Origin of the sequence: Halomarina oriensis, assembly GCF_009791395.1 — an archaeon.
Taxonomy (GTDB): Archaea; Halobacteriota; Halobacteria; order Halobacteriales; family Haloarculaceae; genus Halomarina; species Halomarina oriensis.
The window spans coordinates 101,850-127,287 of the sequence record NZ_WSZK01000012.1 but is presented as its reverse complement, the minus strand read 5'-3'; the positions used below and the strand labels follow the sequence as shown (position 1 = coordinate 127,287).

The following is a 25,438-nucleotide window of genomic DNA, read 5'->3' as shown; positions in this document are numbered from 1 at the left end:
GGGGAGCGCGAGGCGGCTGTGAACTGGCCACAAACGATTTGTACACCCCGTCGAACCCCGAAGGTACGGGAGCGAGGACGGTGGCCGCCGTGGGCCGTCGGCCACCGACCGTGGGCTCCCGGAAGGGAAACCGCTCCCGGACGCAGGCGTGGGGCGAATCGCGCCCCAGCGTGCCTCTTTCGCCCCGACGAGCCGTCGCTTCCGCTCGCTTTCGAGTAACTGGTTTCAAGTAGTCGGCCGCCAGAAGTAGGATATCATGAGTACCGCCATCACGATGGCGTCGATGTCCACCTACGCTATCTTGGGGTGTGGCAGCGTCGGACACGCCGTCGCTGAGGAACTCGAGGCGGAAGGGAAGGACGTCCTCATCCTCGACATGGACGAGGGGCGGGTCGAAGCCCTCCGTGACCAGGACATGGACGCGCGGACCGCCGACATCCGTGACGGCGACGTCGCCGACACCGTCGCCGACCGGGACGTCATCCTCATCCTCTCCTCCGACGAGGAGGCCAACGAGGCCGCCGTCGAGAACATCCGTGCCCGTGGTGGCGAGCAGTTCATCGTCGCCCGCGCCTCGGACCCCGTCTCCGCGGACGACCTCTCCGAGAGCGGTGCCGACGTCGTCATCAACCCCTCGGCGGTCATCGCCGACTCCGCGCTCCGGGCGCTGGAGACGGGCGAACTGGAGTACAAGGCGGCACAGCTCGCCGAGGTCCTCGACGGGACCGACGGGGACCTCGCCATCCTCACCTCCCCCGGTCCGGACCCCGACTCCATCGCCAGTGCCGTCGCGTTGCAGGCCATCGCTGCCGCCCGAGACGTCGAGGCGGACATCGTCTACGAGGGCGAAATCGGCCTCCAGGAGAACCGGGCGTTCGTCAACCTCCTCGGCATCGACCTCCGCTCACGGGCGGACGTGGACCTGGACGACTACGACACGCTCGCGCTCGTCGACCACTCGCAGGCGACCGACCCGCTCGAAGAGCGGACGGTCGGCGTCTACATCGACCACGCCGAACCCGAAATCGAGTACGAGGCAGAGTTCTCCGACGTCAGACCGAGCATCGCCGCCACCTCGACCATCCTGACGAAGTACATCCAAGAGTTCGACCTCTCGCTCTCCGAGCAGGTGGCGACGGCGCTGCTGTACGGCATCCGCGCCGAGACGCTCGACTTCAAACGCGACACGACGCCGGCGGATCTCACCGCGGCGGCCTACCTCTACCCGTTCGTCAACCACGACACGCTCGAACAGGTGGAGTCGCCGTCGATGAGCGCCGAGACGCTCGACGTCCTCGCCGAGGCCATCCGCAACCGGGAGGTCAAGGGGAGTCACCTCGTCTCGAACGCCGGGTTCGTCCGTGACCGCGACGCACTCGCACAGGCCGCCCAGCACCTCCTCAACCTCGAAGGCATCACGACGACGGCGGTGTTCGCCATCACCGAGGACACCATCTACCTCGCCGCCCGCTCGAAGGACATCCGGATGAACATCGGGGCCGTGCTCGAAGACGCCTTCGGCGACATCGGCGAGGCACGGGGGCACTCGACGGACGCCACCGTCGAGATTCCGCTCGGCATCTTCACCGGCATCGAGACCAGCGAGGACAACCGCGACACGCTCCTCCAGCTGACCGAGGAGGCGGTTCGACGCAAACTGTTCTCCGCGATGGGCGTCGAGGCGAGCGACAACGGGAGCTGACGCCACGGCTCTACCGGTCGACACGGTTCTCCGGTCGCTGTCGAACGTGTGACTGGAGCCCCGGCCAGCGACCGAGTGCTCACGAGGGAACGCGGTCGGACGTGGACGCCCGTCGAAGCCCGCCGAGCGGAGTCGTAGCGACCCCGCCCGCCTTCAGCGCTGGGAGTCCCGCAGGATGAGCGGGCCGATGGCGAGCGTCCGTTTCGCCACCGTAGCGATACGCATCACGTAGGAGACGAACAGGAAGAACGGCACCAGCGCGACGGTGAACGCCCCGGAGGTGATCCAGAGGATGTCGCTGACGCCAGCCGTCGTCCCGGTGAACGTCGCGCCGTCGACGAACGCTAGCATCGCTCCCGAGACGAGCAACGCCGGAATCGCCGCGTAGACGATGAGCTGAGAGAGACTCGTCAGCGCCCACTGGAAGTAGAGCGTCTTGATGTGTTCGCGGGCAGGGCCGAACATCACCAGCGACGTGTGCAGGTCGTCGAGTGCCGCTTCGGTGTTCTCGTCGACGTCGTCGCTGTACAGTTCCCGGAGCCGTTCGACCTGGAACACCTTGTACGAGTAGTTGTAGTCCAGCGCGGCGAACAGCACGTCGAAGGTGCCGAACGTCGCGCCGTCGAGTTTCCCCTTGACCGTGTCGGCGTTCTCGGTGAGACTGCCGACGAACTCGTCGACTTCGTCGATGAACTGGTCGTTGTCACACCCGTCGACGGCCTCGCGGAGCCGTTCCGCCCGTTTCTCGGAGGTCTCGACGATGGTCGAGAGGAACGCCGAGGGGTCCGCGGGCGTCACCGACCCGATGAGTTCGCTGGTGTACGTCCGGAAGTCGAGCGTGTTGCTCATCCGAGTGTGCTGGTCGCCGAGCGGGCCGTTCTCCTGTGAGATGACGAGCTGGTTGATGGAGACGACCAGCGTCACGCCGGTGATGAGTGCGCTGGTCATCGTGGAGAATATCGTCCCGAGGACGTCGCCCTCCGCGACCCGCGTGTAGAACGGCGGGTTCAACGTGATACCGAACAGGATGAACCCCACGAAGATGATGGCACAGAGGACGCCGGTGACGAACAGCCGGTTCGCGCCCAGCAGCACCCAGAGCTTGATTCGGCTCTCGCCCGCCCGAGCACGCATCGTGTTCTCGGTGCTGACGTCCGACTGCTTGCTGACGGTGCCGTCGTCGCTGGAGTCGTCACCCTCACTCATTCGCGGTCCTGTCCGTCGCTTCCGTCACCGGTCGCTTGAGGAGGTAGTACTTCGTCCCGCCGCCGGAGTAGCTGGCCGTTCCGACCAACTCCCACCCGTCGGTACCCAACTCGTTCAGTTCGGCTTTCGGGTCGGCCGTCTCGTGTTTCGTCGACCCGCGGGGAGCACGTAGCGTCTCGTACTCCCACCTGGTCTGCTCGTTCGACATGGTTCTCCCGACACAGGGACACGGGAAAAGGGTTGACGCCGCTCGTGCAGGTTACGGCGACTCCGACGCCCGAACTGCCGTCGACGAGTTCAGTACCGAACGTCGGCGTCAGTACTCGCGTTCGACGAGGTAGTCGGCGATGTCTTCGAGCGTCCGTCGGGCCTCGCCGTCGGGGAGCACTTCGAGGCGACCCTTTCCGCGCTCGACGTACTCCGTCGCCATCTCGCGGGCGTACTCGATGCTCCCCGCCGCGGAGAGTTCGTCGAGTGCGGCGTCGATGTCCGCCTCCGTCACCGCGTCGCGCTCACGAGGCACGAGCGCGTCCACGTCGACACCGTTCTCGCGGGCGTGCAGCGAGATGATGGTCCGCTTGCGCTCGATGAGGTCCGACCCCCGCTGCTTGCCGAGCGTCTCACTCGGCGTCGTCAGGTCGAGCAGGTCGTCTTGAATCTGGAACCCACGGCCGACGTCGAGGCCGTAGCCCCGGAGCGCCTCGACGACCTCGTCGTCGGCCCCTACGAGGAGGGCCGGAATCGACGCCGCCGCCGCGTACAGGACGGCCGTCTTGTACTCCACCATGTCGATGTAGTCGTCGGGGGCGACGGCGTCGCGCTCCTCGAACTCCACGTCGAGCGCCTGTCCCTCACAGATGCGGGTACAGGTCGTCGCCAACTCGTCGAGCGCCCGGACCGTGCGGTCGGCGGGCGCACCGGTGTCGAGCATGTACTCGAACGCCTTCGAGTAGAGCGTATCACCGGCCAGAATCGCGGTTTCGAGGTCGTACTCGCGGTGGACGGCCGGGACGCCACGGCGGACGTCGTCGTCGTCCATGATGTCGTCGTGGATGAGCGTGAACGACTGGATGACCTCGATGCTGACGGCGGCGGCCATCACGTCGACGTCGTCCCCGCCGAACGACCGGTAGTCCTCGGCGAACGGTTCGACGCCCTCGACTGCCTCGGCGGCGAGCAACACGACCGCCGGGCGCAGTCGCTTCCCGCCCGCGTCGAGCAGGTAGCGTGACGCCTCGTACAGTCGTTCGGGCCGCTGTACGGGCATCATCTCCGCGATGGCGTCGTTCACCAGTTCGCGGCGGTCCTCGACGGCCCGTTCGACCCGTTCGCCGTCGGCGCTCATTCGGTCAGCTGAATCATGTTCCCGTTGCGCGTCACGTGCAGGTCACGGCCGAGCGTGTAGCCCTGGGAGGCCGCGAGACTCGTGTACGGCGCGAAGCCCTTCATGTCCTGGTGGGCCGGGATGACGTGCTTCGGCTGGAGCGCCTGGAGCATCTCGTAGTGGCCCTCCTCGCGGAGGTGGCCCGAGACGTGGATGTCGTCGTAGATGCGCGCACCCTGCATCTTCAGCAGCTTCTCGGACTGGTAGCGCTGGCCCTCGTTCGTGGGTTCGGGGATGACCCGCGCCGAGAAGATGACCTTGTCGCCGTCCTCGAGCTGGTACGGCGTCTCGCCGCGGCCCATCCGGGTGAGCATCGCGCGTGGCTCGCCCTGGTGGCCCGTCACGATGGGCAGGAACTTCTCCTTGCCCTCGTTCATGATGCGCTTGAACGTCCGGTCGACGCTCTTGCGGTGGCCGTACATCCCCAGGTCGTCGGGGAAGTCGACGAAGCCCAGACGCTCGGCGGTGCCCGAGTACTTCTCCATCGAGCGACCCAACAGGACCGGCTGACGGCCGATGTCGTTGGCGAACTCGACGAGCGAGGTGACCCGCGAGATGTGACTGGAGAACGTCGTGGCGACGATACCGCCGTCCCAGTCCTCGATGGACGTCATGACGTCCTTCAGGTGGCGTCGCGCGACGCTCTCGGAGGGCGTCCGACCCTTTCGGCCCGCGTTCGTACAGTCCTCGATGTACGCGAGCACGCCGTTGCCCTCGCGGCCGATCTCGCGGAACCGCTTCATGTCGATGGGGTCCTCGATGACCGGCGAGTGGTCCATCCGCTTGTCGAGGCCGTAGACGACCGCGCCCTCCGGCGTGTGGAGGACGGGGTTGATGGCGTCGATGATGGAGTGGGTCACGTGGACGAACTCCAGTTCGACGTTGCCCGAGTCGCCGATGCTCATCGTCTCACCGGCGCTCATCTTCTGCAGGTCGTTCTGGACGCCGAACTTCTCCTCGCTCTGGATCTGCTGTTTGACGAGTTCGATGGTGAACGGCGTGGCGACGATGGGGGCGTCGTAGCGGTGGGCCAGTTTCGAGATGGCCCCGATGTGGTCGAGGTGGCCGTGTGTCGGGACGATGGCCTTCACGTCGCCCTCGAGGTCGGACATGACGCGGTCGTCCGGAATCGCGCCCATGTCGATGAGGTCGAGACTGTGCATGCGCTCGGTCTCGACGTTGTCGTGAATCAGTACCTGCGAGAGGTTGAGACCCATGTCGAAGACGACCACGTCGTCTCCGGCACGGACGGCCGTCATCTGTCGGCCGACCTCTTCGTATCCGCCAATCGTTGCGATTTCGACTTCCATAGTGTTGACTCCGAGGAGTCGCCCGACGGGCGCGACCGTGCGACCGACCGACGAGGACGGACCGCTGGAGACTGCATTCCTGCGCGGTCCTCTCGTGTGGGTCGGCCTCCCGCCGTTCGAGCGGCCAGCCCACACCGGACCCCGCCGGTCGCTCGCTCGCATCCCGTGAGCGACCGTCTACTCGGTTGTAGAGGCCTACAGGCTACTGTGGTAAAAGGAGTTGGGTTCGGACCGCCAACGAGGACCACCCGACCCCTTTCCTCGCTCTGGTAGATATCTGAAACACTCTCAGATACCGAACATTTTCAATGGGTACCTAATTACCTGCCGACAGGTGCGTATGAGAAAGCTGGTACTGGTGTTCGTCCTCGTCGTCGCGTCGGTCGCTCCAGCGACGGCACTCGGAAGTATCGACCGGGCAGGTCCCCCGCTCGCCGACGCGGGACTGGACCAGTCTGTCACGAACGGAACGACCGTCTTCCTCGACGGGTCGGGGTCGCGTGCCCCCGACGGCCGACTCGTCGGGTACGAGTGGCGTATCGAGACACCGTCCGGTGGCTCGGTCACTCCGCACGACGGGTCGGCAGCCCGGACGTCGTTCGTCCCCCGCGAGATCGGGCGCTACGCGGTCACACTCACCGTCACCGACGACGACGGGGAGACGGCCACCGACACGCTCTACGTCGACGTAGAGCGGTCGAAGCGCGCGACGACCTCCCGACCGACCACGGCACCGCCGTCGACACCACCGGGAGGTACCACGCCACCGACGGGGCCTCCGTCGACGCCGTCCACGACGACCCCGTCTGCTCCGACATCGACAGCACCCACACGTAGCCCGACGGTTCGTGGGCCACGGCTCGTCACCGGCGACCGACCGCTGACCGGGATGTACGCTGTCACCGCGAGCGGAGCGGTCAGTTCTGTCGAGTGGTTCGTCGACGGTGAGACCGTCTCGAACGGCAGCGAGTTCTCGACGTCGTGGACGCCCGGCGACCACACGCTCCGTGCCGCTGTCACGTACTCCGACGGAGCGACCGAGATGGCGACGTTCGAGGACGGAACGACCGGTGTCGTCGCCGACCCGAGACCCCAGCCGTCGCTTTCGGACGTCGGGACCGACGGCGGACTCACTGGCAGGGCCTCGGCCACCGACGAGTACGGAAACCTCCAGTCCGTCGAAGTCTCTATCGAGGATATCCGAACGGAACGACGCTCCGGGTCGCTCGGGACCGGTGGTACGGCCGCGTTCGACTGGACCGACCTCGAACCGGGTCGGGAGTACGAGGTAGTCGTCACGGCCGTCGACAGTCGTGGACAGACGGCGACCGTGAACCGGACCGTCGTCCCCACCGCGCCCCCAGAGGTGATTTCGGCGGAGTTCGTCGACGGCCCTGTCGATTCGTACCATCCCGAGATAGACCCTGGCCGATACACTGCACACCACGTACTGCAGGTGGACCTGAACGGGCACAGCATCGAAGAGTTCGATATCGACCTGTGGGCACAGAAACCAGAGTCCGTTCACCAAGTGGTCGAACGCTCGATAGAGGTTTCGGACGGGACAGTGACGATCCACAGTTTCTGGGCTGGAGACACGCCGAGTACGGGAAGTCCGTACTCCGTCGTCCACCAGCTATCACTGCGAGGCTCTGGACCCACGGAATGGGTCAACAGCGGTACATCTAATTTCGCTGTGACCCCGAGTGATCCAGTCATTCGGCTCAGAATGCGTAACGACGGTGCCCGTCCGGTTGGCGGAGACAACAGTTCTGCCGGTGGGCCTGTCGACTTCAGAGAGACCGTCATCATCGACGCGAGCGATTCGTTCGACCCCGACGGGAGTGACCTGACGTACATCTGGAGGAACGGCGCTTCTGCAACGAACCGAGACGAGGCAATCGGTAGGCTCTCTGGCTGGGAGAATGGAAAGCTGATTGTCGAAGACGGTACGGGGGCCAGGGCATATCAGAACTGGAGTGCACAGCAGACGTACGTCCCTTCCGTACACAGGACAGAAGTCATCGGTAACGGGCCGTATCATCCCGACGAGACGGTCCAGATTCGGGTTCGAACACAGAGAGTGCAGTTCCGCCGCAACACCGCCGACATCGAGATCGACGCGGAGGTCAGGGGCGCACGGGGAAGCGTGGTGGAGTGGACCGAACTCCGGACCGCCGACGAGAACAGTTTCGCGTTCGAGGGCACTCTCGAACTGCCCGCGAGTGCGTTGGCTGCGAACGGTCCCAACGCGACGGTCGTCCTCTACAACGCCGATCGGCCGGGATACGCAGAAGAGACCACCTCGCTCCCGACCGTCGAGTTGACCGACGCGCCTCGCGTGCAGCGTGGGACGCTCCGTGTCGACGACCGCAGATACGTCATCAGAGAACTGACGAGCGAGACCACGGTCGCGGACACCCGCGCGGAGATGCGGCAACTCCGCAACGGCGACTACGAAGTCGTCGACAGTACTACGGAGACGACGGGGTACAGAATCGAGAAGCGGGTCCAGACGCAGGAAGAGATCATCGACAGAGACACCGAAGCGTTCGATTCGTCGTACCACCGTCGGCTCTATCTCGACACTCACCCCGAGTGGACCGCCGACGGAACCGAAATCGAACGCCGCCGAGTCGCCAATCACCACACGGAGTGGAAGCGTTCGCCCAGTGGTGGATACACCGGCGACACCCGTCGGGTGCTCGTCGACCCGGCAGAGTACGTCGTCGAACGCGAGTACGAGTACACCACTTCCGAACCTCGAACCCGGGAGCGGTCGAGCTACCAGTGCATCCCAGGTGTCGGTTGTTACGAAGTCACGTACGACGAGACGGTCTACGTCAGTGTTCGTCACACCTACTGGGCGCAGTCGAAACAGCTCTCACACCACTCGGCCACCGGTAGCGTCCGGCGAACGCTCGTCGATGCGGCGGAGTACGCGACGGAGTACCGCCACGAGTACACGACGTGGTCGACAGTCACCGAACGGCGTTACGTCGCCTCTCACACGACCGTCGTCCAGCCCGCGAGGTACGAGTGGCGGACACACACGACGGTCTCGAACGGGCGGACCGCCAAGCGGATCGCCAAAGGCGACTCCGACCGTCGGCTCGGAGAGACGGTCACCGACCGGCAGTGGACGATGGAACGGACGAGCGTCGGGACCGTCGTCCGACCGGCGTACACCACGGAGGATGTCGTCGTCGAAACTCGCGCGACGGTGAGCGGGAGCGTGATTCGGTACCGGTCCGACGATTCCGGTCTCAAGACGGCCCGCGTCGTCGAGGAGTTCTCGACGGAGTTCGTTAGTCGTGGGGCTCTCGACGAAGCAGCAATCAAAGAGAGAGTACGCGAGACGGAGGGCGAGCGATGAGTCGTCGTTCTTTACTGTCCGACACTCATTTAACAGTCGAGCAAACGAAACGATGTATGCGGTCGATTGGTATCGTGATTTTCGTCGGGTTGCTAGCACTCTCTGGAGGGGCTCATAGTATCTCGATAGGAGATGCAGCGCCGTCGAAGCCAGATGACGCTACCATGACGAAAAACATGACTTCGATGACTGGAATCGAGTATCTGCTCGAGTTCGACTCAGACGCACGTAGCATCACGGTATACGCAGAGAACCCAACTAACAGAAGCCAACAAGCAGGAATCGTGATTTCTACCGACAACCGAACAATGCATAGTTCTGACTTTCGCCTCTCGGGGGGAGAGGTGTGGAACAAGACACTCCAGATCGAAGCCTCTCTCGACGCCCTCCGCGACTCACACGTCGTCAGAGTCTCGACGTACGGCGCGACGAGGGCGTTCGAGTTCGACTACGAAATCGACCCCGAGAGTTCGACGACCGTTCCGACGCCGTACATCGCCGATACGACGGTCACACGAGGGACCATCGACGGAGAGCCATCGACAGTCGTCAACATCACTGTGGTCAACCCGTCTGTTCAACAGTACCCGACGAAGCTGATGGTACACACCCAGGGTACAGACGGGAGTTTCTATGCTGCAATCGTTCCCACCGGCGAGTCCGAAACCGTCACCGTCGAACTCCTCGACGACCCCGAGACGGTGGTCGTCGGTGAAGCCAGACTGTACGCCGGCCGGTTGAACCGATCCAGTGGTGGAATCGATCAGGTCGGGTTCCGCGGAGAGGTGAACGGGTCGACGAGCACGTGGAACGAGTCGTACCGAGCCGTCGAAGGGCCGTGGAGCGAGAACCCCTACCGATACGACAACGCCAGTGTCGGGAGCGATTCAGTGCTCCCGGAACAGGTAGAAAGCGGGCCGACCGTCCGTGGTATTCCCGTCGTACTCCTCCTCGCCATCGCCGCCTCCGTGGCCGGACTGCTCCTCGTCCGGCGTCGTTAGCGGTCGATTCCGCCCTGTTCTTTTACGTCGAAGATGTACTTCACGTTCAGGTAGATCTCCTCGGGAGAGGTCTCCTCGTCGGGGTCGTAGAGGTCGCTCACCCGGTAGAGGATCGCCGAGAGCTGTTTGCTCTCGGAGCTCTCCGCCCGGACCTCGTCCGCTATCTCACGCACCAGTGCCGCCCGTTCGGCGTCCTTCTCGACGCTCATCGGGTCGCCTGTTGATGCTGGCGGCGGCGGACGATGCCGGTGTTGTTGGCGACGTTGGCGACCATCGCGCGGAAGGCGTCGCCGGTCGCGCTCTCCTGGTCGAGGACGACCGGCCGGCCGGAGTCACCACCTTCGCGCACGCGTGGGTCGAGCGGGAGTTCGCCGAGGAACGGCATGTCGACCTCGTCGGCGAAGCGGCGACCGCCCCCCTCGCCGAAGATGGCGTGGTCGGAGCCGCAGTCGGGGCAGTGAAACGAGGACATGTTCTCGACGATTCCCAGAACGGGCGTGTCGTGTTTGCCGAACATCCGCAGTGCCTTGCGGGCGTCGTCGAGCGCGACCTCCTGGGGGGTCGTGACGATGACCGACCCCGCGAGGGGGAGCGACTGGAGGAGCGTGAGTTGCGTGTCGCCGGTTCCGGGTGGGAGGTCGACGACGAGGTAGTCGAGGTGCCCCCACTCGACGTCCTCCCAGAGCTGTGTGAGGATCTGATGGACCATCGGACCGCGCCAGATGACGGGGTCGTCGTCACCGACCAAGAAGGCCATGCTCATCAGCTTCATCCCGAACTTCTCCGGGGGAACGATGGTGTCCTCGGGGGTCGCTTCGGGGTGTTGGTCGGCGTCGACCATCCGTGGGACGTTCGGGCCGTAGACGTCGGCGTCGAAGAGGCCGACGCTGGCACCCATGTCCGCGAGACCGGCGGCGAGGTTGACCGAAACCGTCGACTTCCCGACGCCGCCTTTCCCCGAGGCGACGGCGACGATGTTCGTCACGTCGGGCAACACCTGCTCGTCGCGGTCGAGGTCGTCTGCGGTCTCGACGTCGGCCGAGAGCGTGAGGTCGCGGTCGAAGTCGGAGAGCACCTCGCGGACCTCGTCGGCGATGGCGGTCTCGTGGGGGGAGTACGGTGCGCCGAGCGCGAGCGAGACGTAGACGGTGTCGTCGTCGACGGTGACGTCGTTGACGAGGCCGAGCGAGACGATGTCGTCGCCGAGGTCGGGGTCCGAAACCGTCCGGAGGCGGTCGCGGACGTCCGTTTCGTTCATGGTCGCCGGTGGGCGCGTTCGGCCGATAAGGGTTGTGAACGGAGGGCATCGGAGCGTCGTGTCGACCGTGACCGTTCGTGGGTACGTCGGCCGGTTCCGATGTATCTCGACGGATACAACGTCTGGCGGTTTCACGAGGCCCGCTGGTAACCGAGAGCAGTTACGTCGGAGCCGAATTCCGGCGTGGGTTTAAGAACGCTGACGGGAAGGGTGTGCTATGTTGTCGGACGAGTTCGGCCGCGAGGTCACGGGCGTCCGCATCTCTCTCACCGATCGGTGTAACTTCGACTGTGTCTACTGTCACAACGAGGGGTTGGGGGATACGCGAGGCCCGATGGAGGCGCAGGACGGCGAGATGAGCGCGGACGACGTCGTGCGGTTCTTGGAGGTCGCCGAGGAGTTCGACGTCGAGAAGGCGAAGTTCACGGGGGGCGAACCGATGCTCCGACAGGACCTCGAAGAGATCATCGAGCGCACGCCGGACTCGATGGAGACGTCGTTGACGACGAACGGGACGTTCCTGCCCGGCCGTGCGGAGGCGCTCGTCGACGCTGGACTCGACCGGGTGAACGTCTCACAGGACGCGCTCGACCCGAAAGCGTTCCGCGAGCTAACGAAGAGCGGGGGGTACGACGACGTCATCGCGGGCGTGAAGGCGGCCGTCGAGGCGGGGCTGACGCCCGTCAAGCTCAACATGGTCGTCTTCGAGAAGACGGCGGGGTACGTCCCGGAGATGGTCGACTACGTCGCCGAGAACGACGGCCTCCAGCTCCAACTCATCGAGTACATGCCCGAACTCGCGGGGCGACCGGAGTGGGCCATCGACATCGAGCGGGTCCACGGGTGGCTCGAAGAGCAGGCCGACCGCGTCGAACGCCGCGAGATGCACGGACGGAAGCGCTACTGGGTGGGCGGGACGGACTCCTCGGACGGTGGGATGGTCGAGATCGTCGACCCCGTCGGCAACGAGTCGTTCTGCGCGAACTGCCATCGCGTGCGCGTCACCCACCAGGGGTATCTGAAGGGCTGTCTCAACCGAAACGACGACCTGCGGCCGATGGGCGAGATGACGAAACCGGAGATTCGGGAGGCGTTCCGGGAGGTCGTCGCCAACCGGGTGCCGTACTACGGCGAGTACATGGTGCGCGACGAGAACGACGAGTGGGTCGTCAACGAGGAGTACCTCGGGATGCCCGCTGACGCCGACTGACCACCGGCCCCTCGTCCCCGACGGATCCTCTCGACGCTCGGTCGCTCGCGTGTTCCGCATCCCGTGAGTGTCACGGTGTGTGGCGTTCTCGCACGGGTCTGGCCTTTCGGTGTGTTTAAGTATCGCCACTGGGTTCGAACGAACGCAATCAGTGTAGGGAGGGCTGCTCCCGAGTGCGGACGCGGCGTCCGACGCGAAGATACGAAAGCGAGTCGTGGTAGCCAAGCGGCCTAAGGCGCTGGGTTGCTAACTCAGTGGCGTCAAGCCTCCGGGGTTCGAATCCCCGCCACGACGTCCGAATTCACCAACACATGAGTCAGGAACAACCCGAGGGCGAAGACGACGACGACATTCGTTACTTCGTCCGTATCGGACAGACGGACCTCGACGGGACCAAGAGCGTCGAGCGTTCGCTCAGCGAGATGAACGGCATCGGGCGACGAACCGCCCGCATCGTCTGTGAGAAAGCGGACGTCGACCGTACGGCGACGTTCGGCCGTCTCGACGAAGACGTCATCGGGCGTGTCGTCGAGGCCGTCGAGGAGTACGTCGACAGCATCCCCGAGTGGCTCGCGAACCACCAGAAGGGCTACTTCACGGGCGAGACCACCCACGAGGTCGGCAACGAACTCGAGATGACCCGCCGACAGGACATCAACCGCATGAAGATGGTCAGCTCCTACAAGGGCGTCCGTCACCAGCGCGGTCAGAAGGTCCGCGGCCAGCGGACGAAGTCCACCGGTCGCTCGGAGGGGACCATCGGGGTCAACGTCGAAGCCATCAAAGAGGAGGCAGCTGAGGACGAATGACGCTCGGACAGAACACCAAGCTCTACGAGACGCCGAACCACCCGTACCAGGGCGAACGCATCGCCGAGGAGTCCGGTCTCACCGGTCGATACGGGCTGAAGAACAAGGAGGAACTCTGGAAGGCGCAGTCCGAACTGCGCGACTACCGCCGCGAGGCCCGCCGTCTGCTCGGCGAGTCTCAGGGTGACGCCGAGGCCGCCGAAGCGGCCGGTCAGGAGTTCCTCACGAGCCTGAAGCGAAAGGGTATCCTCGGGGAGAGCGACTCCCTCGACGACATCCTGTCGCTCGACGTGACGGACGTGCTCGAACGCCGTCTCCAGACGGTCGCGTACCGGAAGGGGCTGGCGAGCACGCCGACGCAGGCGCGTCAGTTCATCGTCCACGGCCACGTGGTCGTCGACGACTCGCGCGTCCGCATCCCGTCGTACACGGTGACGACGAACGAGGAAGACACCATCGCGTTCGACGAGACGAGTCCGCTCGCGGACGACCTGCACCCCGCTCGCGCGGAGGGTCAAGAATGAGTCAACAGGAACCCGAGGGCCGCTGGGCCATCGCACACGTCCACGCATCGTTCAACAACACCATCATCACCATCACGGACGAGACGGGCGCGGAGACGCTCGCCAAGTCCTCGGGTGGGACGGTCGTGAAACAGAACCGCGACGAGGCGTCGCCGTACGCGGCCATGCAGATGGCCGAGACGGTCGCCGAGGACATCCTCGCGCAGGGTATCGAGGGCGTCCACGTCCGCGTCCGTGGTCCGGGGGGCAACCTGCAGAAGAACCCCGGTCCCGGCGCGCAGGCGACCATCCGAGCGCTCGCTCGCGCGGGCCTCGAGATCGGTCGTATCGAGGACGTCACGCCGATCCCACACGACGGCACCCGACCGCCGAAAAACAGCGGGTTCTGAGCCATGAGTGAGTTCGACGTGGAGTTCATCGACCGCTCCGAGGACGACCGGGACGCCCGGTTCGTCGTCCGTGGTGTCACGCCCGCGTTCGCCAACGGTATCCGGCGAGCGATGGTCGCGGACGTCCCGACGCTCTCCATCGACACGCTGCGTGTCATCGAGAACTCGTCGGTGATGTTCGACGAGATGATCGGGCTTCGGCTGGGGCTCGTCCCGCTGACGACCCCGCCCGGCGAGTTCGAGGCGGGTGAGACCGTCACCCTCGCACTCGACGTGGAGGGGCCGGCGACGGCGTACTCCGGCGACCTCGTCTCCGCGGACGACCTCGTGAAACCGGCCGACGAGAACGTCCCCATCATCGACCTCAAGGAGAACCAGCGCCTCGAACTGGAGGCCGAAGCGGTGCTCGACCGCGGGAAGACCCACGCCAAACACCAGGGCGGGGTCGCCGTCGGCTACCGCCACCTCCAGACCGTCGAGGTCGTCGGTGACCTCGGCGAGTTCGAGGACGACGAGCCACAGATCATCCGTGGCGTCATCGAGGACGACGGCGAACTCGTCCCGACCGAGGAGTTCGGTAACGACCTCCGCAACCGGTACCCCGGCAAGGAGGTGCGCGTCGAGGACGTCCCCGGCGCGTTCGTCTTCGACGTGGAGACCGACGGGTCGATGAGCGTCGACGACCTCGTGCTCGAAGCCGTCGACTCGCTGTACGCGCGCGCGGACGAACTCGAAGAAGCGGTCCAGTTGTAACGATGACCCGAACCCCCAATCCCCCGGTGATGACGCAGGCCCCGCAGAGCCGACGGACCGAAAGGGGTTTTACGGGACCCACCAACACACAAACGCGAGCAGGGATAGCCAAGTCTGGCCAACGGCGCGGCGTTCAGGGCGCCGTCCTTCAGGGGTCCGCAGGTTCGAATCCTGCTCCCTGCATTTCTCTCACAATTCAGAACTATGAGTAAGACGAACCCGAGACTCCAGAGTCTCATCGCCGACTGTAAGGCAGCCGCACGCAGCGGTGCCGCGGTGTGGGGCGACGTCGCCGACCGGCTCGAATCGCCACGGCGAACGCACGCGGAGGTCAACCTCGGGCGTATCGAACGGTACGCCCAGGAAGACGAGACCGTCATCGTTCCCGGCAAGGTCCTCGGCAGTGGTGCGCTCCGCAAGGACGTCACCGTCGCCGCCGTCGACTTCTCCGGGACGGCCCGCACGAAGATCAGTCAGGTCGGTGAGGCCATCGACCTCGAACAGGCAATCGAACAGAACCCAGAAGGCTCCGACGTGCGGGTGATCCGATGAGCGTCGCCGAGTTCGACGCCGACCTCGTCGTCGACGCCCGTGACTGCATCCTCGGCCGCGTCTCCAGTGAGGTCGCTCAGCGCGCGATGGACGGCAACACGCGCATCGCCGTCGTCAACGCCGAGCAGGCCATCATCACCGGCGACGAGGAGGACGTGGTGTCGGTCTACCGCAAGCGCGTCGACGTCGGTTCGGACCAGGGGCCGTACTACCCCCGGCGTCCCGACCGACTGTTCAAGCGCGCCATCCGCGGCATGATCCCGTACAAGACGCCGCGCGGGCGCGAGGCGTTCGAGAACGTCCGGACGTACGTCGGCAACCCGTACGAGGGCGACGAGAACCGCGAGGCGGAGATCATCGAGGGCACCTCCCTCGACCGCCTGTCGAACATCAAATTCGTCACGCTGGGCGAGATCAGCGATCAGATCGGGGCGAACGTCACATGGTAACCAACACGAGTGGCAAGAAGAAGACCGCAATCGCGCGAGCGACGGTCCGCGAGGGCCAGGGCCGCGTGCGTATCAACGCACAGCCCGTGGAGCTGACCGAGCCGGAGATGGCGCAGCTCAAGATGCTCGAACCGTTCCGCATCGCCGACGAGGACCTGCGCGAGCAGGTCGACGTCGACGTCGATGTCTCCGGCGGTGGCGTGATGGGGCAGGCAGACGCCGCCCGCACCGCCATCGCTCGTGGCCTCGTCGAGTTCACGAACGACGCCGAACTCCGCGACGCGTACATGACGTTCGACCGCTCGCTGCTGGTCAACGACGTCCGCCAGACCGAATCCAAGAAGTGGGGCGGTCCTGGGGCTCGGGCGCGTTACCAGAAGTCCTACCGCTGAGGTGACCCAGTCATGATGATTCCCGTCCGGTGTTTCACGTGCGGCAAAGTCGTGGGTGAACACTGGGAGGAGTTCAAGCAGCGCACGAAAGAGGACGATGAGAACCCGGCCGAGGTGCTGGACGAACTCGGCGTCGAGCGACCGTGCTGCCGACGCATGCTCGTCTCGCACAAGGACCTCGTCGACATCGTCGCCCCCTACCAGTGATGGTACAACAGGACCACAACCGCTACGAGAAGGCTCGCATCATCGGCGCGCGAGCGTTGCAGGTGTCCTACGGCGCACCCGTGCTGGTGGACTCCGAACAGACCGAACCCATCCTCGTCGCGGCCGAGGAGTACGACGCGGGCGCACTGCCCTTTACCGTCGTCCGGGGGCAACAGTGACGCTCATCACCGAGGTGCGACTCCGTCGCATCCTGGACTCGCGGGGCAACCCGACGGTCGAAGCCGACGTCTCCACCGAGAGCGGTGGGTTCGGCCGCGGTGCCGCGCCGTCGGGCGCGTCGACCGGCGAGTACGAGGCCATCGAACTACCGGCCGAGGAGGCCATCGCCAACGCCCGCGAACTCGCCGTTCCGCGACTGGAGGGGCAGGTGTACGCCGGCGACCAGCGGTCGGTCGACTACGTGTTGCGCGAGGCCGACGGCACCGACGACTTCTCGGAGATCGGAGCCAACAGCGCCGTCGCCATCTCGATGGCCGCGGCGAAGGCGGGCGCGGACATGCTCGGCGCACCGCTCTACCAGCATCTCGGTGGTGCCTTCCGTGGGACCGAGTTCCCGACGCCGCTGGGCAACGTCATCGGCGGTGGCGAACACGCCGCCGACGCGACGCACATCCAGGAGTTCCTCGCCGCACCCGTCGGCGCACCCAGTGTGGCCGACGCGGTGTTCGCCAACGCCGCCGTCCACGCCGCCGCACGCGACGTCCTCGCCGAGCGTGGCGCGGCCGCCGCGAAGGGCGACGAGGGCGCGTGGGCACCGGCCATCGACGACGCCGAGGCGTTCGACGTGATGGCCGAAGCGGTCTCGCAGGTCGCCGAGGAGGTGGGCTTCGAGATTCGGTTCGGCCTCGACGTGGCCGCGACCGAACTCTACGAGGACGGGTCGTACGTCTACGGCGACACCGAGCGCACGCCCGACGAGCAGGTCGACTACGTCGCCGACCTCGTCGAGCAGTACGACCTCGTCTACGTCGAGGACCCGCTCGACGAGAACGACTACGAGGGCTTCGCCGACCTGACCGACCGGGTTGGTGCCAGCGGGCACCCCGGCGAGGACTGTCTGATCTGCGGTGACGACCTGTTCGTCACCAACGTCGACCGACTGGAGACGGGTATCGAGGAGGGTGCGGCCAACAGCATCCTCGTCAAGCCCAACCAGATCGGGACGCTGAGCGACGCCTTCGACGCCATCGAACTGGCACGCGACCACGGGTACGACGCGGTCGTCTCCCACCGGAGCGGGGAGACCGAGGACACGACGATTGCACACCTGGCCGTTGCGACCGCCGCCCCGTTCATCAAGACGGGCGCGGTCGGCGGCGAGCGAACCGCGAAGCTGAACGAACTCATCAGAATCGAGGAAAACGCATGAGCGACAACGAAGAAGGACTCGAAGCGGTCGACGAGGCCGAGGAGTCCGAGGACGAAGTAACGCCCGCCGCCGACGAGGCGGCCGAAGCAGACGCACCCGAGGCAGCCACCGAGGACGCCGCCGAGGTCGAGGAGGCCGACGAGGACCTCGAACCGGTGCTCGACGAGGACGTCATGCCCGACGACGAGGCCGACCTCCTCATCCCGGTCGAGGACTACCTCGCCGCCGGTGCCCACATCGGGACCCAGCAGAAGACCAAGGACATGGAGCGGTTCATCCACCGCGTCCGGACCGACGGGCTCTACGTGCTGGACATCTCCCAGACCGACGACCGTATCCGTACGGCCGCTCGGTTCCTGTCGAACTACAACCCCGAGCAGATTCTGGTCGCCTCCTCGCGCCAGTACGGTCGGTTCCCGGCCGAGAAGTTCGCCGACGCCGTCGGTGCACGCGCTCGGACGGGCCGGTTCATCCCCGGCACGCTGACCAACCCCCAGTACGACGGCTACATCGAACCGGACGTCGTGGTCGTCACCGACCCCATCGGTGACGCACAGGCCGTCAAGGAGGCCATCACCGTCGGCATCCCCGTCGTGGCGATGTGTGACTCCAACAACTCCACGTCGAACGTGGACCTCGTCGTCCCGACGAACAACAAGGGTCGCAAGGCCCTCTCGGTCGTCTACTGGCTGCTGGCCAACGAGACGCTCGACAACCGCGGTGCCGAACCGGCGTACTCGCTGGACGACTTCGAGACCGACATCTGAGCGCGCTTTCGATTCGACGTTCCCCCGTTCTCTCCCGGTGAGCGACTGCTCTCCCGGCGTCGCCGGGTGAGGTCGTTCGGACACGTTTAAACGGTCCCTCCGGCAGTAACTGGTATGACCGTTTCGAGCGCGCCGGGGAAGGTCTACCTCTTCGGCGAGCACGCCGTCGTCTACGGGGAACCCGCGGTCCCGTGCGCCATCGAGCGCCGGGCGCGGGTGACCGTCGAGGCCCGCGACGACGACCGACTCCGCGTCGAGGCGAAGGACCTCACCCTCGACGGGTTCACCGTCGAGTACAGCAGCGGCGCGGACGAGCAACCCGACGTGAACGTCCCAACGCCGCTCGTCGAGGCGGCGATGGGGTACGTCGACGGGGCCATCGAACAGGCTCGTGACGCCGCCGACACACCCGACGCGGGGTTCGACATGACCGTCGAGAGCGACATCCCGCTCGGAGCGGGTCTCGGCTCCTCGGCGGCCGTCGTCGTCGCGGCCATCGACGCCGCGGCGCGTGAACTCGACTGTGACCTCACGACCGAGGAGGTGGCCGGCCGCGCCTACCGGGTCGAACACGAGGTCCAAGACGGGCAGGCGTCGCGGGCGGACACGTTCTGCTCGGCGATGGGCGGGGCCGTCCGCGTCGAGGGTGACGACTGTACGCGTATCGACGACGTGCCGAACCTGCCGTTCGTCGTCGGTTACGACGGCGGTGCGGGCGACACGGGCGAACTCGTCGCCGGCGTCCGGGCGCTGCGCGACGAGTACGACTTCGCCGCCGACACCGTCGAGGCCATCGGTGACGTGGTCCGCGAGGGCGAGCAAGCACTGGCCGACGACGACGTGCCCTCCGTGGGGAAGCTGATGAACTTCGACCACGGCCTGCTGTCGGCGCTGGGCGTCTCCTCGCGTTCGCTCGACGCGATGGTGTGGGCCGCGCGTGACGCCGGCGCGATGGGTGCGAAACTGACGGGCGCGGGCGGCGGTGGCTGCATCGTCGCCCTCGACGACACGCCGGCCACGGAGACGGCACTCAGCTACACGCCGGGGTGTGAGGCGGCGTTCCGCGCCGAACTCGACCGCGAGGGGGTGCGTGCGGAGTGATTCTCGTCAAACTCGGCGGGAGCGTCGTCACCGACAAGGACACGCCCGAGACGGTCGACGAGGCGGCGCTGGGGCGTGCCGCACAGGCGCTCGCCGGGGTCGACGACGACCTCGTCGTCGTCCACGGTGGCGGGTCGTTCGGCCACCACTTCGCCAGCGAGTACGGCGTCTCCCGGACCGTCGGTACGGAGGACTACTCGGAGGTCGTCGGCATCCACGACGCGATGTGTCGGCTGAACGGCGCGGTCCTCGACGCCCTCCACGCCGAGGCCGTCCCCGCCGTCCCGGTGCACCCGTTCTCGGCGGGCTTTCGCAACGCCGTCGCGGACCTCGTCTTCCCGACCGGGCAGGTCCGCACCCTCCTCCGCGAGGGGTTCGTCCCCGTGCTCCACGGTGACGCTATTGGCCACGAGGGGAAGGGCGCGACCATCCTCTCGGGCGACGAGTTGGTCGTCGAACTCGCGGAGCGACTGGACGCCCGGCGGGTCGGCCTCTGCTCGGCCGTCCCGGGCGTCTACGACGACGACGGGGAGGTCGTCGAGCACGTGACGTCGTTCGCGGACGTCGCCGGTGCGCTCGGCGAGAGCGAGTCGACGGACGTCACCGGCGGGATGGCCGCGAAGGTCGAGGAACTGCTCGCACTCGACGTCCCCGCGACCATCTTCGACCTCGACGGTCTCGACGCGTTCGTCGCCGAGGAGGAGGTCGGGACGCGTATCGGCTGACCGACGGCGGGCCTCTCGACGACACCCACAGTTAAGCGGTGGCGTCACGGGCGTGTCACCATGCACCACGACCGACCCGCCCCGTTCGAGGACTCGACACGAGGTGACCACGCGTGAGCGACTGGCCGGTCACGCCGCCGAGCACCGACCTCTTTCGTGAGGACCTGTTCGAGAGCGAGTGCGTCCTGATTACGGGGGGTGGCACCGGTATCGGCGAAGAACTGGCGCTCGCGTTCGCCGACCACGGCGCGGACGTGGCCATCGCCTCGCGGTCGATGGAGCATCTCGAACCGGTCGCCGAAGCCATCGAAGAGCGGGGCGTGGACGCGTGTGCGACCACCGTCGACGTCCGCGAGTACGAGGAAGTCGAGGCGATGCGCGACACCGTCGTCGAGGAGTTGGGCGGTGTCGACGTACTGGTGAACAACGCCGGGGCGAACTTCCTCAGTCCGACGGAGTCGCTCTCACCCAACGGCTGGCGGGCCGTCGTCGGGACCATCCTCGACGGGACGGCGTACTGCACGCTCGCGGTCGGGGAGCACATGATGGCGGAGGACGGCGGCGTCGTCCTCTCGATGGGGGCGACCAACAGCGTCGGTGGCGCGCCGTACCACGCCCACTCCGGGGCGGGGAAGGCGGGCGTCCACAACCTGATGCAGACCGTCGCCAACGAGTGGGCGGCCCACGGCATCCGGGCGAACACCGTCGCGCCGGGCATCGTCGAGACCGAGGGTGTCGCGGAGGCCGCCGGTGGGCAGTTGCCCGAGTCCATGCTGGAGACCATCCCCGCCGACCGCTTCGGCGAGGCGGCCGACTGCGTCCCGCTCACGCTGTTTCTCGCCAGTCCCGCCGCCGCGTACGTGACCGGTGGGTACTTCGTCGTCGACGGCGGCCACGCGCTCCCGACGGTCCCGTACTGAGCGCCGCCGTCGAGCGGCGGCGACCCCCGAGACTCAGTCCGTCGTGGTCATCCTGTCGGCGTCTTCGAGCGACCACTTCCGGACGTAGGCCTCGACGACGGCGCGGGTGTTGACCGCCTCTATTCCCTCGCGTTCGGTGCGTTCGATGGTCTCCTCGGCGTCGGCGAGCATCTCGCGTTCGAGCGGTGCCTGGTCGGGTTCGTCGCGCACGTCGTTCAACAGCGCCTCGAAGTCCTCCCGGATGTCGAGGGAGGCCTGTGCGACGTTGCACTTCGGGAGCGGCGACATCCCCGTGTCGAGCACGAGGTCGGTGACGACGTCCCAGTCGGACTCACAGAAGTGGATGGACACCTCGCCGACGATGTCCCGCCACGCGATAGGCCCGGAGTTCTTCATCGACTGCACCGCTCTCGGCGGGAGGTCGAGGCGTGCGACGGTCTCCCGGTCGCCGCAGAGACAACACGGTTTCTCCGTCTTGCCCGTGTACATATCGGCCTCTATGGGCTCTGGCGGTTTGTCCTCTCCGACTCCGATGGGTCACGCCGTCAGGTACACAGCTTCACTCGCCGAGCGAGTGGCCCGTCGGCAGACGACGCGCTCGGCGGAGACGATTCACTGACGGCGACGAACGCACCGCCACGGACGGGAGAGTCGACACGCTCGGGAGACCGACCGTGGCACGGCGTCGCTACATCCCGAATCGCTTAAGCGCAGGAGACGGAAAGCGAACCCATGGACACGGCCGAGCGGCGGGAACTCATGACCCGCTACACGCAGGAGGTCGTCACGGACGAGGAACTCGCCGAGGTGCTCGAACGCGAGTCGCCGAGTGCGTACATCGGCTACGCACCGACCGGCGAGATGCACATCGGGCACTTCACGACCATCCGGAAACTGGCCGACTTCATCCGGGCGGGCGTCGACGTGACGGTGCTCGTCGCGGACCTCCACGCGCACCTCGACGACGAGAAGAGCCCCTTCGACCTGTTGGACGCACGGACCGAGTACTACCAGACCGCCATCGAGGCGATGGTCGACGTCGCCGGTGCGGATCCCGACGCCATCGAGTTCGTCCAGGGTCGGGAGTTCGAACTCGACCAGCCGTACACGCTGGACCTCTACCGGATGCTCGCCGACACGACCATCTCGCGTGCCCAGCGTGCGGGGAGCGAGGTCGTTCGTCAGTCCGACAACCCGAAACTCGGTGGACTGGTCTACACGCTGATGCAGAGTCTCGACGTGGCGGCGCTCGACGCCGACATCGCCTACGGTGGTATCGACCAGCGGGGCATCTACATGCTCGCCCGAGAGATGCTGCCGGACTACGGCTACGACAAGCCGGTCTGTGTGTTCGCCCCGCTGCTCTCGGGGCTGACCGAGGACAAGATGTCGTCCAGCGCCCCCGAATCGAAGATAGACCTCACCGACGACCGGGAGGCCGTCCGCGAGAAGCTCCAGCAGGCGTACTGCCCGATGGGCGAGGCCGAGGACAACGGCGTGCTGGAGTACGTCCGCTACCTCGTCTTCCCGCTGCTAGAGGAGGACGGCGACTCCTTCGCGGTGGAGCGCCCCGAGAAGTTCGGCGGTGACCTCGTCTACGAGGACTACGAGTCGCTCGAAGCGGAGTTCGTGAGCGAGGAACTCCACCCACAGGACCTCAAGAACGCGGCGGCTGACTACATCGCGGACGCCGTCGCCCCGGTCCGCGAACGGTTGCTCGACGACCCGGAACTGCTGGCCGCGGCGTACCCCGAGAACTACGACTGACAGACACGGTCGGTGCCGCGCCGGTCGCCTCCGGCAACGGGGTGCAGGGAGGAACAGCTTTACTACGACACCCCTCGCCAGTTCCGACAGACAATGGCGACGGTGACGCGTGCAGCGATACCCGCCGACGAGTTCGCGCTCCGCCGGACGATTGCCGATCTCCCGGACGTGGAGTTCGAGTGTGAACGAATCGTCGAGAGCGGCGACGAAGCGGTGATGCCGCTCGTCTGGGCACGGAACGTCGACAGCGAGGAACTGGAGTCGGCTCTGGAGGCGGACCCGGACGTCGAGGAGTACTCGCTGCTGGCGGACTTCGGCGAGGAGATGCTCTACCGGATGGTCTGGGTCGACCACGTCCGACTCGTCCTGGAGATGGTGACGACGCTCAACGCGACGGTGATGAACGCCTACTCCAACGGGACGCGGTGGGAACTGCGCATCCTCTATCCCGACCGGAACGCGCTCTCGAAGACCAACGAGTTCTGTGAGAGCCACGGCCTCTCGTTCGAGGTGCTCCACGTCCGCGAGATGAACGGCGAGCCCTCCGGACGGTTCGGGCTCACCCAGGAGCAGTACGAGGCACTCACGAACGCCTGTGAGGCGGGGTACTTCGCGGTGCCACGCGAGACCGACCTCGACGAACTGGCCGACGAACTCGGTATCTCACACCAGGCGCTCTCCGAGCGCATCCGCCGTGGTTCGGAAGTCCTCGTCCAAGAGGCGCTGCTGGTCGGCCCGATGTCCGACAGGTGACGTCGTCGTCACCCGATGTCCCGTGTCGCCACCTGGTGACGCGTGCTACTCCCCGGTAACGTTCACGTCCGCGAGACAACTTGTGGGTTCGAGCGCCTATCAGATGACGTGATGCAACCTGATGTCGGTTTCACGGCCGTACCGTTTCAGACCGTATTCGACGGCGTGACGGCGGAACTGGTCTTCCTCCTCGCTCGCGTCCTGTTCGGTGGAGTGCTGGCGTTCATGGGGCTGAACCACTTCCTGAACGGCGAACAGATGGCCGGATACGCGGACGCGAAGGGCGTCCCGGCAGCGGGGCTCTCGGTGGCGTTCTCCGGCGGGATGCTCGTCTTCGGGGGCCTGTCGGTGGCGACGGGGGTCGTTCCTGTCCTGGGAGGGGAGCGCTCGTCGTCTTCCTGCTGGTCTCGACGCCCACGATGCACGACTTCTGGGCCGCCCCCGAGGAGCACCGGCAGACCGAGACGACCCAGTTCCTGAAGAACGTCGCCATCGTCGGCGGCGCACTCGCCTTCCTCGCTCTCGGTGGGGGGACGTGGCCCCTCGCCGTCGACGTGACGGCGTTGTAGAACGCCGTACAGCCACGATATCCGAACGGAACCACGCCGTCGCTCGATTCGCCGTGTGAAGGCCACACACGGCCGCCTACGGTAATATTATAGTTTTGTAGCCATGAGGGAAGGGTATGACGCACACCTGCAGGAACTGCAAGCGGACGTTCACGTCGAAACTCGAACTCGAACTCCACCGCGACACCTGCTCGGACGCGCAGTTGTTCTGCGGGAAGTGCGGGGAGCGGTTCGCGGAGCGACGAGCGACACGGGACGGCTGGCACTACGAGTGCCCGAGCGACGAGTGTGACGGGGCCGGCATCGGCGAGGACCTTCGACGGGTACGCGACGCCATCACCGTCTCCCGGTAGCTACGACGCACCGACCACGAACCGCCCTCCTCCCGTCTCGCCCCTGCAGGACGCGACCTGCCCGTGCGCCGAGTGGACACGGGACAGTCCCGGTCCTACGTCCGCCGTTCGTGTGCCAACTCGTCGAGCCTCGCCAGCGCTCGTCGACAGACGACGGCGTACCCCGCCGCGAGCGGTGGCACCTCGAAGACGACGCGACAACGCCCCTCACCGAGCGGTTCGACGCGGTGGCCCGTCGCCGGAAGCGTCGGTCCGGGGTCGAAGACGTTGCGTATCGCGTCGTTCAGCGGTGGACTCACCGACCACGACCAGCGATGGTCCGCACACGAGGTGATACGGAACCGTGCCCACGGGTGGCCCGGCGTGGCGAGTCGGACCCGCCCCTCGGTTCCCGCCTCCACGTAGCGGACGTCACAGTCGACGGCGCGGACGCTCGGCCCCCACTCGGGCCAGGTGGTGGTGTCTCGCAGGAGGTTCCACAGCGTCTCGGCGGGGGCGTCCACCACCCGTCCGATTTCGAGTCGGGTCCCGTCGGCCGTCCGCGAGAGCGAGAGCGACATACCGGTGGTAC

General features: G+C 66.2%; 28 protein-coding genes, 2 tRNA genes and 2 pseudogenes. 24 read left to right on the top strand and 8 right to left on the bottom strand.

Going from position 1 to position 25,438, the window contains the following annotated elements; genetic code table 11:
• Nucleotides 1–256: 256 nt before the first annotated feature.
• Nucleotides 257–1,702: a DHH family phosphoesterase gene (locus GQS65_RS05775; protein WP_158203713.1), complete on the top strand. Its 1,446-nt coding sequence runs from the start codon at nucleotides 257–259 to the stop codon at nucleotides 1,700–1,702.
• A 153-nt stretch (nucleotides 1,703–1,855) separates the two neighbouring features.
• Here the strand turns inward: GQS65_RS05775 and GQS65_RS05770 are convergent, their stop codons facing one another.
• The 4 genes from GQS65_RS05770 to GQS65_RS05755 all read right to left on the bottom strand — a co-directional run bounded on the left by GQS65_RS05770 (nucleotide 1,856) and on the right by GQS65_RS05755 (nucleotide 5,602).
• Nucleotides 1,856–2,908 carry a hypothetical protein gene (locus tag GQS65_RS05770; RefSeq protein ID WP_158203712.1) on the bottom strand — a complete coding sequence of 351 codons (1,053 nt, stop codon included), beginning with the start codon at nucleotides 2,906–2,908 and terminating at the stop codon, nucleotides 1,856–1,858.
• Nucleotides 2,901–3,116 carry a DUF4177 domain-containing protein gene (locus GQS65_RS05765; RefSeq protein ID WP_158203711.1) on the bottom strand — a complete coding sequence of 72 codons (216 nt, stop codon included), beginning with the start codon at nucleotides 3,114–3,116 and terminating at the stop codon, nucleotides 2,901–2,903. The genes GQS65_RS05770 and GQS65_RS05765 overlap by 8 nt, the downstream gene beginning before the upstream one ends.
• A 108-nt stretch (nucleotides 3,117–3,224) precedes the next feature.
• The gene (idsA3, locus tag GQS65_RS05760) at nucleotides 3,225–4,253 is read right to left on the bottom strand and encodes a geranylfarnesyl diphosphate synthase (RefSeq protein WP_158203710.1); all 1,029 of its coding nucleotides are present in this window, start codon (nucleotides 4,251–4,253) and stop codon (nucleotides 3,225–3,227) included.
• Nucleotides 4,250–5,602: a ribonuclease J gene (locus GQS65_RS05755; protein WP_158203709.1), complete on the bottom strand. Its 1,353-nt coding sequence runs from the start codon at nucleotides 5,600–5,602 to the stop codon at nucleotides 4,250–4,252. The genes idsA3 and GQS65_RS05755 overlap by 4 nt, the downstream gene beginning before the upstream one ends.
• A gap of 340 nt (nucleotides 5,603–5,942) precedes the next feature.
• Between GQS65_RS05755 and GQS65_RS05750 the strand changes: the two genes are divergently transcribed.
• Nucleotides 5,943–8,978, top strand: coding sequence for a PKD domain-containing protein (locus GQS65_RS05750; RefSeq protein ID WP_158203708.1), 3,036 nt, complete (start codon nucleotides 5,943–5,945; stop codon nucleotides 8,976–8,978).
• Nucleotides 8,979–9,163: 185 nt separating this feature from the next.
• A complete protein-coding gene (locus tag GQS65_RS05745; protein WP_158203707.1) occupies nucleotides 9,164–9,979 on the top strand; it encodes a hypothetical protein in 816 nt (271 codons plus the stop codon).
• Here GQS65_RS05745 and GQS65_RS05740 read toward each other — a convergent pair.
• A pseudogene (locus tag GQS65_RS05740) lies at nucleotides 9,976–10,173 on the bottom strand (hypothetical protein); the annotation flags it as partial. The gene GQS65_RS05745 and the pseudogene GQS65_RS05740 sit on opposite strands and share 4 nt — an antisense overlap.
• Nucleotides 10,174–10,184: 11 nt before the next feature.
• A complete protein-coding gene (locus GQS65_RS05735; RefSeq protein ID WP_158203706.1) occupies nucleotides 10,185–11,237 on the bottom strand; it encodes an Mrp/NBP35 family ATP-binding protein in 1,053 nt (350 codons plus the stop codon).
• A gap of 217 nt (nucleotides 11,238–11,454) precedes the next feature.
• Between GQS65_RS05735 and moaA the strand changes: the two genes are divergently transcribed.
• The 17 genes from moaA to GQS65_RS05650 all read left to right on the top strand — a co-directional run bounded on the left by moaA (nucleotide 11,455) and on the right by GQS65_RS05650 (nucleotide 21,425).
• Nucleotides 11,455–12,447 carry a GTP 3',8-cyclase MoaA gene (gene moaA, locus GQS65_RS05730; RefSeq protein WP_158203705.1) on the top strand — a complete coding sequence of 331 codons (993 nt, stop codon included), beginning with the start codon at nucleotides 11,455–11,457 and terminating at the stop codon, nucleotides 12,445–12,447.
• A 211-nt stretch (nucleotides 12,448–12,658) separates the two neighbouring features.
• A tRNA-Ser gene (locus tag GQS65_RS05725) sits at nucleotides 12,659–12,741 on the top strand.
• Nucleotides 12,742–12,758: 17 nt separating this feature from the next.
• Complete coding sequence (locus tag GQS65_RS05720) at nucleotides 12,759–13,256, top strand: 30S ribosomal protein S13 (protein ID WP_158203704.1); 498 nt, start codon at nucleotides 12,759–12,761, stop codon at nucleotides 13,254–13,256.
• Nucleotides 13,253–13,780 (top strand): 30S ribosomal protein S4, encoded by a 528-nt coding sequence (locus GQS65_RS05715; RefSeq protein ID WP_158203703.1) that lies wholly within the window; start codon nucleotides 13,253–13,255, stop codon nucleotides 13,778–13,780. The genes GQS65_RS05720 and GQS65_RS05715 overlap by 4 nt, the downstream gene beginning before the upstream one ends.
• Nucleotides 13,777–14,169: a 30S ribosomal protein S11 gene (locus GQS65_RS05710; protein WP_158203702.1), complete on the top strand. Its 393-nt coding sequence runs from the start codon at nucleotides 13,777–13,779 to the stop codon at nucleotides 14,167–14,169. The genes GQS65_RS05715 and GQS65_RS05710 overlap by 4 nt, the downstream gene beginning before the upstream one ends.
• A gap of 3 nt (nucleotides 14,170–14,172) precedes the next feature.
• Nucleotides 14,173–14,922 (top strand): DNA-directed RNA polymerase subunit D, encoded by a 750-nt coding sequence (locus tag GQS65_RS05705; RefSeq protein ID WP_158203701.1) that lies wholly within the window; start codon nucleotides 14,173–14,175, stop codon nucleotides 14,920–14,922.
• A 98-nt stretch (nucleotides 14,923–15,020) separates the two neighbouring features.
• A tRNA-Leu gene (locus tag GQS65_RS05700) sits at nucleotides 15,021–15,105 on the top strand.
• Nucleotides 15,106–15,126: 21 nt separating this feature from the next.
• Nucleotides 15,127–15,474 (top strand): 50S ribosomal protein L18e, encoded by a 348-nt coding sequence (locus tag GQS65_RS05695; RefSeq protein WP_158203700.1) that lies wholly within the window; start codon nucleotides 15,127–15,129, stop codon nucleotides 15,472–15,474.
• Nucleotides 15,471–15,923 (top strand): 50S ribosomal protein L13, encoded by a 453-nt coding sequence (locus GQS65_RS05690; RefSeq protein ID WP_158203699.1) that lies wholly within the window; start codon nucleotides 15,471–15,473, stop codon nucleotides 15,921–15,923. Before GQS65_RS05695 ends, GQS65_RS05690 begins: the two co-directional genes overlap by 4 nt.
• A complete protein-coding gene (locus GQS65_RS05685; RefSeq protein WP_158203698.1) occupies nucleotides 15,917–16,315 on the top strand; it encodes a 30S ribosomal protein S9 in 399 nt (132 codons plus the stop codon). The genes GQS65_RS05690 and GQS65_RS05685 overlap by 7 nt, the downstream gene beginning before the upstream one ends.
• 12 nt (nucleotides 16,316–16,327) lie before the next feature.
• Nucleotides 16,328–16,522, top strand: coding sequence for a DNA-directed RNA polymerase subunit N (locus GQS65_RS05680; RefSeq protein ID WP_158203697.1), 195 nt, complete (start codon nucleotides 16,328–16,330; stop codon nucleotides 16,520–16,522).
• On the top strand, nucleotides 16,522–16,701 hold the full coding sequence (locus GQS65_RS05675) for a DNA-directed RNA polymerase subunit K (protein ID WP_158203696.1): 180 nt from the start codon (nucleotides 16,522–16,524) through the stop codon (nucleotides 16,699–16,701). The genes GQS65_RS05680 and GQS65_RS05675 overlap by 1 nt, the downstream gene beginning before the upstream one ends.
• Nucleotides 16,698–17,912, top strand: a complete 1,215-nt coding sequence (gene eno, locus GQS65_RS05670) for a phosphopyruvate hydratase (RefSeq protein WP_368279871.1) — start codon at nucleotides 16,698–16,700, stop codon at nucleotides 17,910–17,912. Before GQS65_RS05675 ends, eno begins: the two co-directional genes overlap by 4 nt.
• Nucleotides 17,909–18,679, top strand: a complete 771-nt coding sequence (rpsB, locus tag GQS65_RS05665; RefSeq protein WP_158203695.1) for a 30S ribosomal protein S2 — start codon at nucleotides 17,909–17,911, stop codon at nucleotides 18,677–18,679. Before eno ends, rpsB begins: the two co-directional genes overlap by 4 nt.
• 114 nt (nucleotides 18,680–18,793) lie before the next feature.
• On the top strand, nucleotides 18,794–19,780 hold the full coding sequence (mvk, locus tag GQS65_RS05660) for a mevalonate kinase (protein ID WP_158203694.1): 987 nt from the start codon (nucleotides 18,794–18,796) through the stop codon (nucleotides 19,778–19,780).
• Complete coding sequence (locus tag GQS65_RS05655; protein ID WP_368279868.1) at nucleotides 19,777–20,505, top strand: isopentenyl phosphate kinase; 729 nt, start codon at nucleotides 19,777–19,779, stop codon at nucleotides 20,503–20,505. Before mvk ends, GQS65_RS05655 begins: the two co-directional genes overlap by 4 nt.
• A 113-nt stretch (nucleotides 20,506–20,618) precedes the next feature.
• On the top strand, nucleotides 20,619–21,425 hold the full coding sequence (locus GQS65_RS05650) for an SDR family oxidoreductase (RefSeq protein ID WP_368279867.1): 807 nt from the start codon (nucleotides 20,619–20,621) through the stop codon (nucleotides 21,423–21,425).
• A gap of 33 nt (nucleotides 21,426–21,458) precedes the next feature.
• Here the strand turns inward: GQS65_RS05650 and GQS65_RS05645 are convergent, their stop codons facing one another.
• Nucleotides 21,459–21,914 carry a hypothetical protein gene (locus GQS65_RS05645; RefSeq protein ID WP_158203693.1) on the bottom strand — a complete coding sequence of 152 codons (456 nt, stop codon included), beginning with the start codon at nucleotides 21,912–21,914 and terminating at the stop codon, nucleotides 21,459–21,461.
• A 243-nt stretch (nucleotides 21,915–22,157) separates the two neighbouring features.
• Between GQS65_RS05645 and GQS65_RS05640 the strand changes: the two genes are divergently transcribed.
• The 4 genes and pseudogenes from GQS65_RS05640 to GQS65_RS05625 all read left to right on the top strand — a co-directional run bounded on the left by GQS65_RS05640 (nucleotide 22,158) and on the right by GQS65_RS05625 (nucleotide 24,867).
• Nucleotides 22,158–23,192 (top strand): tyrosine--tRNA ligase, encoded by a 1,035-nt coding sequence (locus tag GQS65_RS05640; protein ID WP_158203692.1) that lies wholly within the window; start codon nucleotides 22,158–22,160, stop codon nucleotides 23,190–23,192.
• Nucleotides 23,193–23,285: 93 nt separating this feature from the next.
• Nucleotides 23,286–23,945 carry a helix-turn-helix domain-containing protein gene (locus GQS65_RS05635; RefSeq protein WP_158203691.1) on the top strand — a complete coding sequence of 220 codons (660 nt, stop codon included), beginning with the start codon at nucleotides 23,286–23,288 and terminating at the stop codon, nucleotides 23,943–23,945.
• Nucleotides 23,946–24,056: 111 nt separating this feature from the next.
• Nucleotides 24,057–24,514 (top strand): annotated as a pseudogene (locus tag GQS65_RS05630) (DoxX family protein).
• Between the two features lie 116 nt (nucleotides 24,515–24,630).
• On the top strand, nucleotides 24,631–24,867 hold the full coding sequence (locus GQS65_RS05625; RefSeq protein ID WP_158203690.1) for an HVO_2901 family zinc finger protein: 237 nt from the start codon (nucleotides 24,631–24,633) through the stop codon (nucleotides 24,865–24,867).
• 95 nt (nucleotides 24,868–24,962) lie between these two features.
• Here GQS65_RS05625 and GQS65_RS05620 read toward each other — a convergent pair whose 3' ends face one another.
• Complete coding sequence (locus GQS65_RS05620) at nucleotides 24,963–25,427, bottom strand: SRPBCC family protein (protein WP_158203689.1); 465 nt, start codon at nucleotides 25,425–25,427, stop codon at nucleotides 24,963–24,965.
• Nucleotides 25,428–25,438: the final 11 nt, after the last annotated feature.

What these genes read in the sequence shown, in the direction of transcription:
- GQS65_RS05680 (WP_158203697.1), top strand. Translation starts at nt 16,328, where the DNA reads ATGATGATTCCCGTCCGGTGTTTCACGTGCGGCAAAGTCGTGGGTGAA.
- GQS65_RS05695 (WP_158203700.1), top strand. Translation starts at nt 15,127, where the DNA reads ATGAGTAAGACGAACCCGAGACTCCAGAGTCTCATCGCCGACTGTAAG.
- GQS65_RS05765 (WP_158203711.1), bottom strand. Translation starts at nt 3,116, where the DNA reads ATGTCGAACGAGCAGACCAGGTGGGAGTACGAGACGCTACGTGCTCCC.
- mvk (WP_158203694.1), top strand. Translation starts at nt 18,794, where the DNA reads ATGACCGTTTCGAGCGCGCCGGGGAAGGTCTACCTCTTCGGCGAGCAC.
- GQS65_RS05640 (WP_158203692.1), top strand. Translation starts at nt 22,158, where the DNA reads ATGGACACGGCCGAGCGGCGGGAACTCATGACCCGCTACACGCAGGAG.
- GQS65_RS05715 (WP_158203703.1), top strand. Translation starts at nt 13,253, where the DNA reads ATGACGCTCGGACAGAACACCAAGCTCTACGAGACGCCGAACCACCCG.
- GQS65_RS05710 (WP_158203702.1), top strand. Translation starts at nt 13,777, where the DNA reads ATGAGTCAACAGGAACCCGAGGGCCGCTGGGCCATCGCACACGTCCAC.
- GQS65_RS05705 (WP_158203701.1), top strand. Translation starts at nt 14,173, where the DNA reads ATGAGTGAGTTCGACGTGGAGTTCATCGACCGCTCCGAGGACGACCGG.
- GQS65_RS05750 (WP_158203708.1), top strand. Translation starts at nt 5,943, where the DNA reads ATGAGAAAGCTGGTACTGGTGTTCGTCCTCGTCGTCGCGTCGGTCGCT.
- idsA3 (WP_158203710.1), bottom strand. Translation starts at nt 4,253, where the DNA reads ATGAGCGCCGACGGCGAACGGGTCGAACGGGCCGTCGAGGACCGCCGC.
- GQS65_RS05635 (WP_158203691.1), top strand. Translation starts at nt 23,286, where the DNA reads ATGGCGACGGTGACGCGTGCAGCGATACCCGCCGACGAGTTCGCGCTC.
- GQS65_RS05690 (WP_158203699.1), top strand. Translation starts at nt 15,471, where the DNA reads ATGAGCGTCGCCGAGTTCGACGCCGACCTCGTCGTCGACGCCCGTGAC.
- rpsB (WP_158203695.1), top strand. Translation starts at nt 17,909, where the DNA reads ATGAGCGACAACGAAGAAGGACTCGAAGCGGTCGACGAGGCCGAGGAG.
- moaA (WP_158203705.1), top strand. Translation starts at nt 11,455, where the DNA reads ATGTTGTCGGACGAGTTCGGCCGCGAGGTCACGGGCGTCCGCATCTCT.
- GQS65_RS05755 (WP_158203709.1), bottom strand. Translation starts at nt 5,602, where the DNA reads ATGGAAGTCGAAATCGCAACGATTGGCGGATACGAAGAGGTCGGCCGA.
- GQS65_RS05625 (WP_158203690.1), top strand. Translation starts at nt 24,631, where the DNA reads ATGACGCACACCTGCAGGAACTGCAAGCGGACGTTCACGTCGAAACTC.
- GQS65_RS05685 (WP_158203698.1), top strand. Translation starts at nt 15,917, where the DNA reads ATGGTAACCAACACGAGTGGCAAGAAGAAGACCGCAATCGCGCGAGCG.
- GQS65_RS05735 (WP_158203706.1), bottom strand. Translation starts at nt 11,237, where the DNA reads ATGAACGAAACGGACGTCCGCGACCGCCTCCGGACGGTTTCGGACCCC.
- GQS65_RS05775 (WP_158203713.1), top strand. Translation starts at nt 257, where the DNA reads ATGAGTACCGCCATCACGATGGCGTCGATGTCCACCTACGCTATCTTG.
- GQS65_RS05720 (WP_158203704.1), top strand. Translation starts at nt 12,759, where the DNA reads ATGAGTCAGGAACAACCCGAGGGCGAAGACGACGACGACATTCGTTAC.
- GQS65_RS05645 (WP_158203693.1), bottom strand. Translation starts at nt 21,914, where the DNA reads ATGTACACGGGCAAGACGGAGAAACCGTGTTGTCTCTGCGGCGACCGG.
- GQS65_RS05770 (WP_158203712.1), bottom strand. Translation starts at nt 2,908, where the DNA reads ATGAGTGAGGGTGACGACTCCAGCGACGACGGCACCGTCAGCAAGCAG.
- GQS65_RS05745 (WP_158203707.1), top strand. Translation starts at nt 9,164, where the DNA reads ATGACTGGAATCGAGTATCTGCTCGAGTTCGACTCAGACGCACGTAGC.
- GQS65_RS05675 (WP_158203696.1), top strand. Translation starts at nt 16,522, where the DNA reads ATGGTACAACAGGACCACAACCGCTACGAGAAGGCTCGCATCATCGGC.
- GQS65_RS05620 (WP_158203689.1), bottom strand. Translation starts at nt 25,427, where the DNA reads ATGTCGCTCTCGCTCTCGCGGACGGCCGACGGGACCCGACTCGAAATC.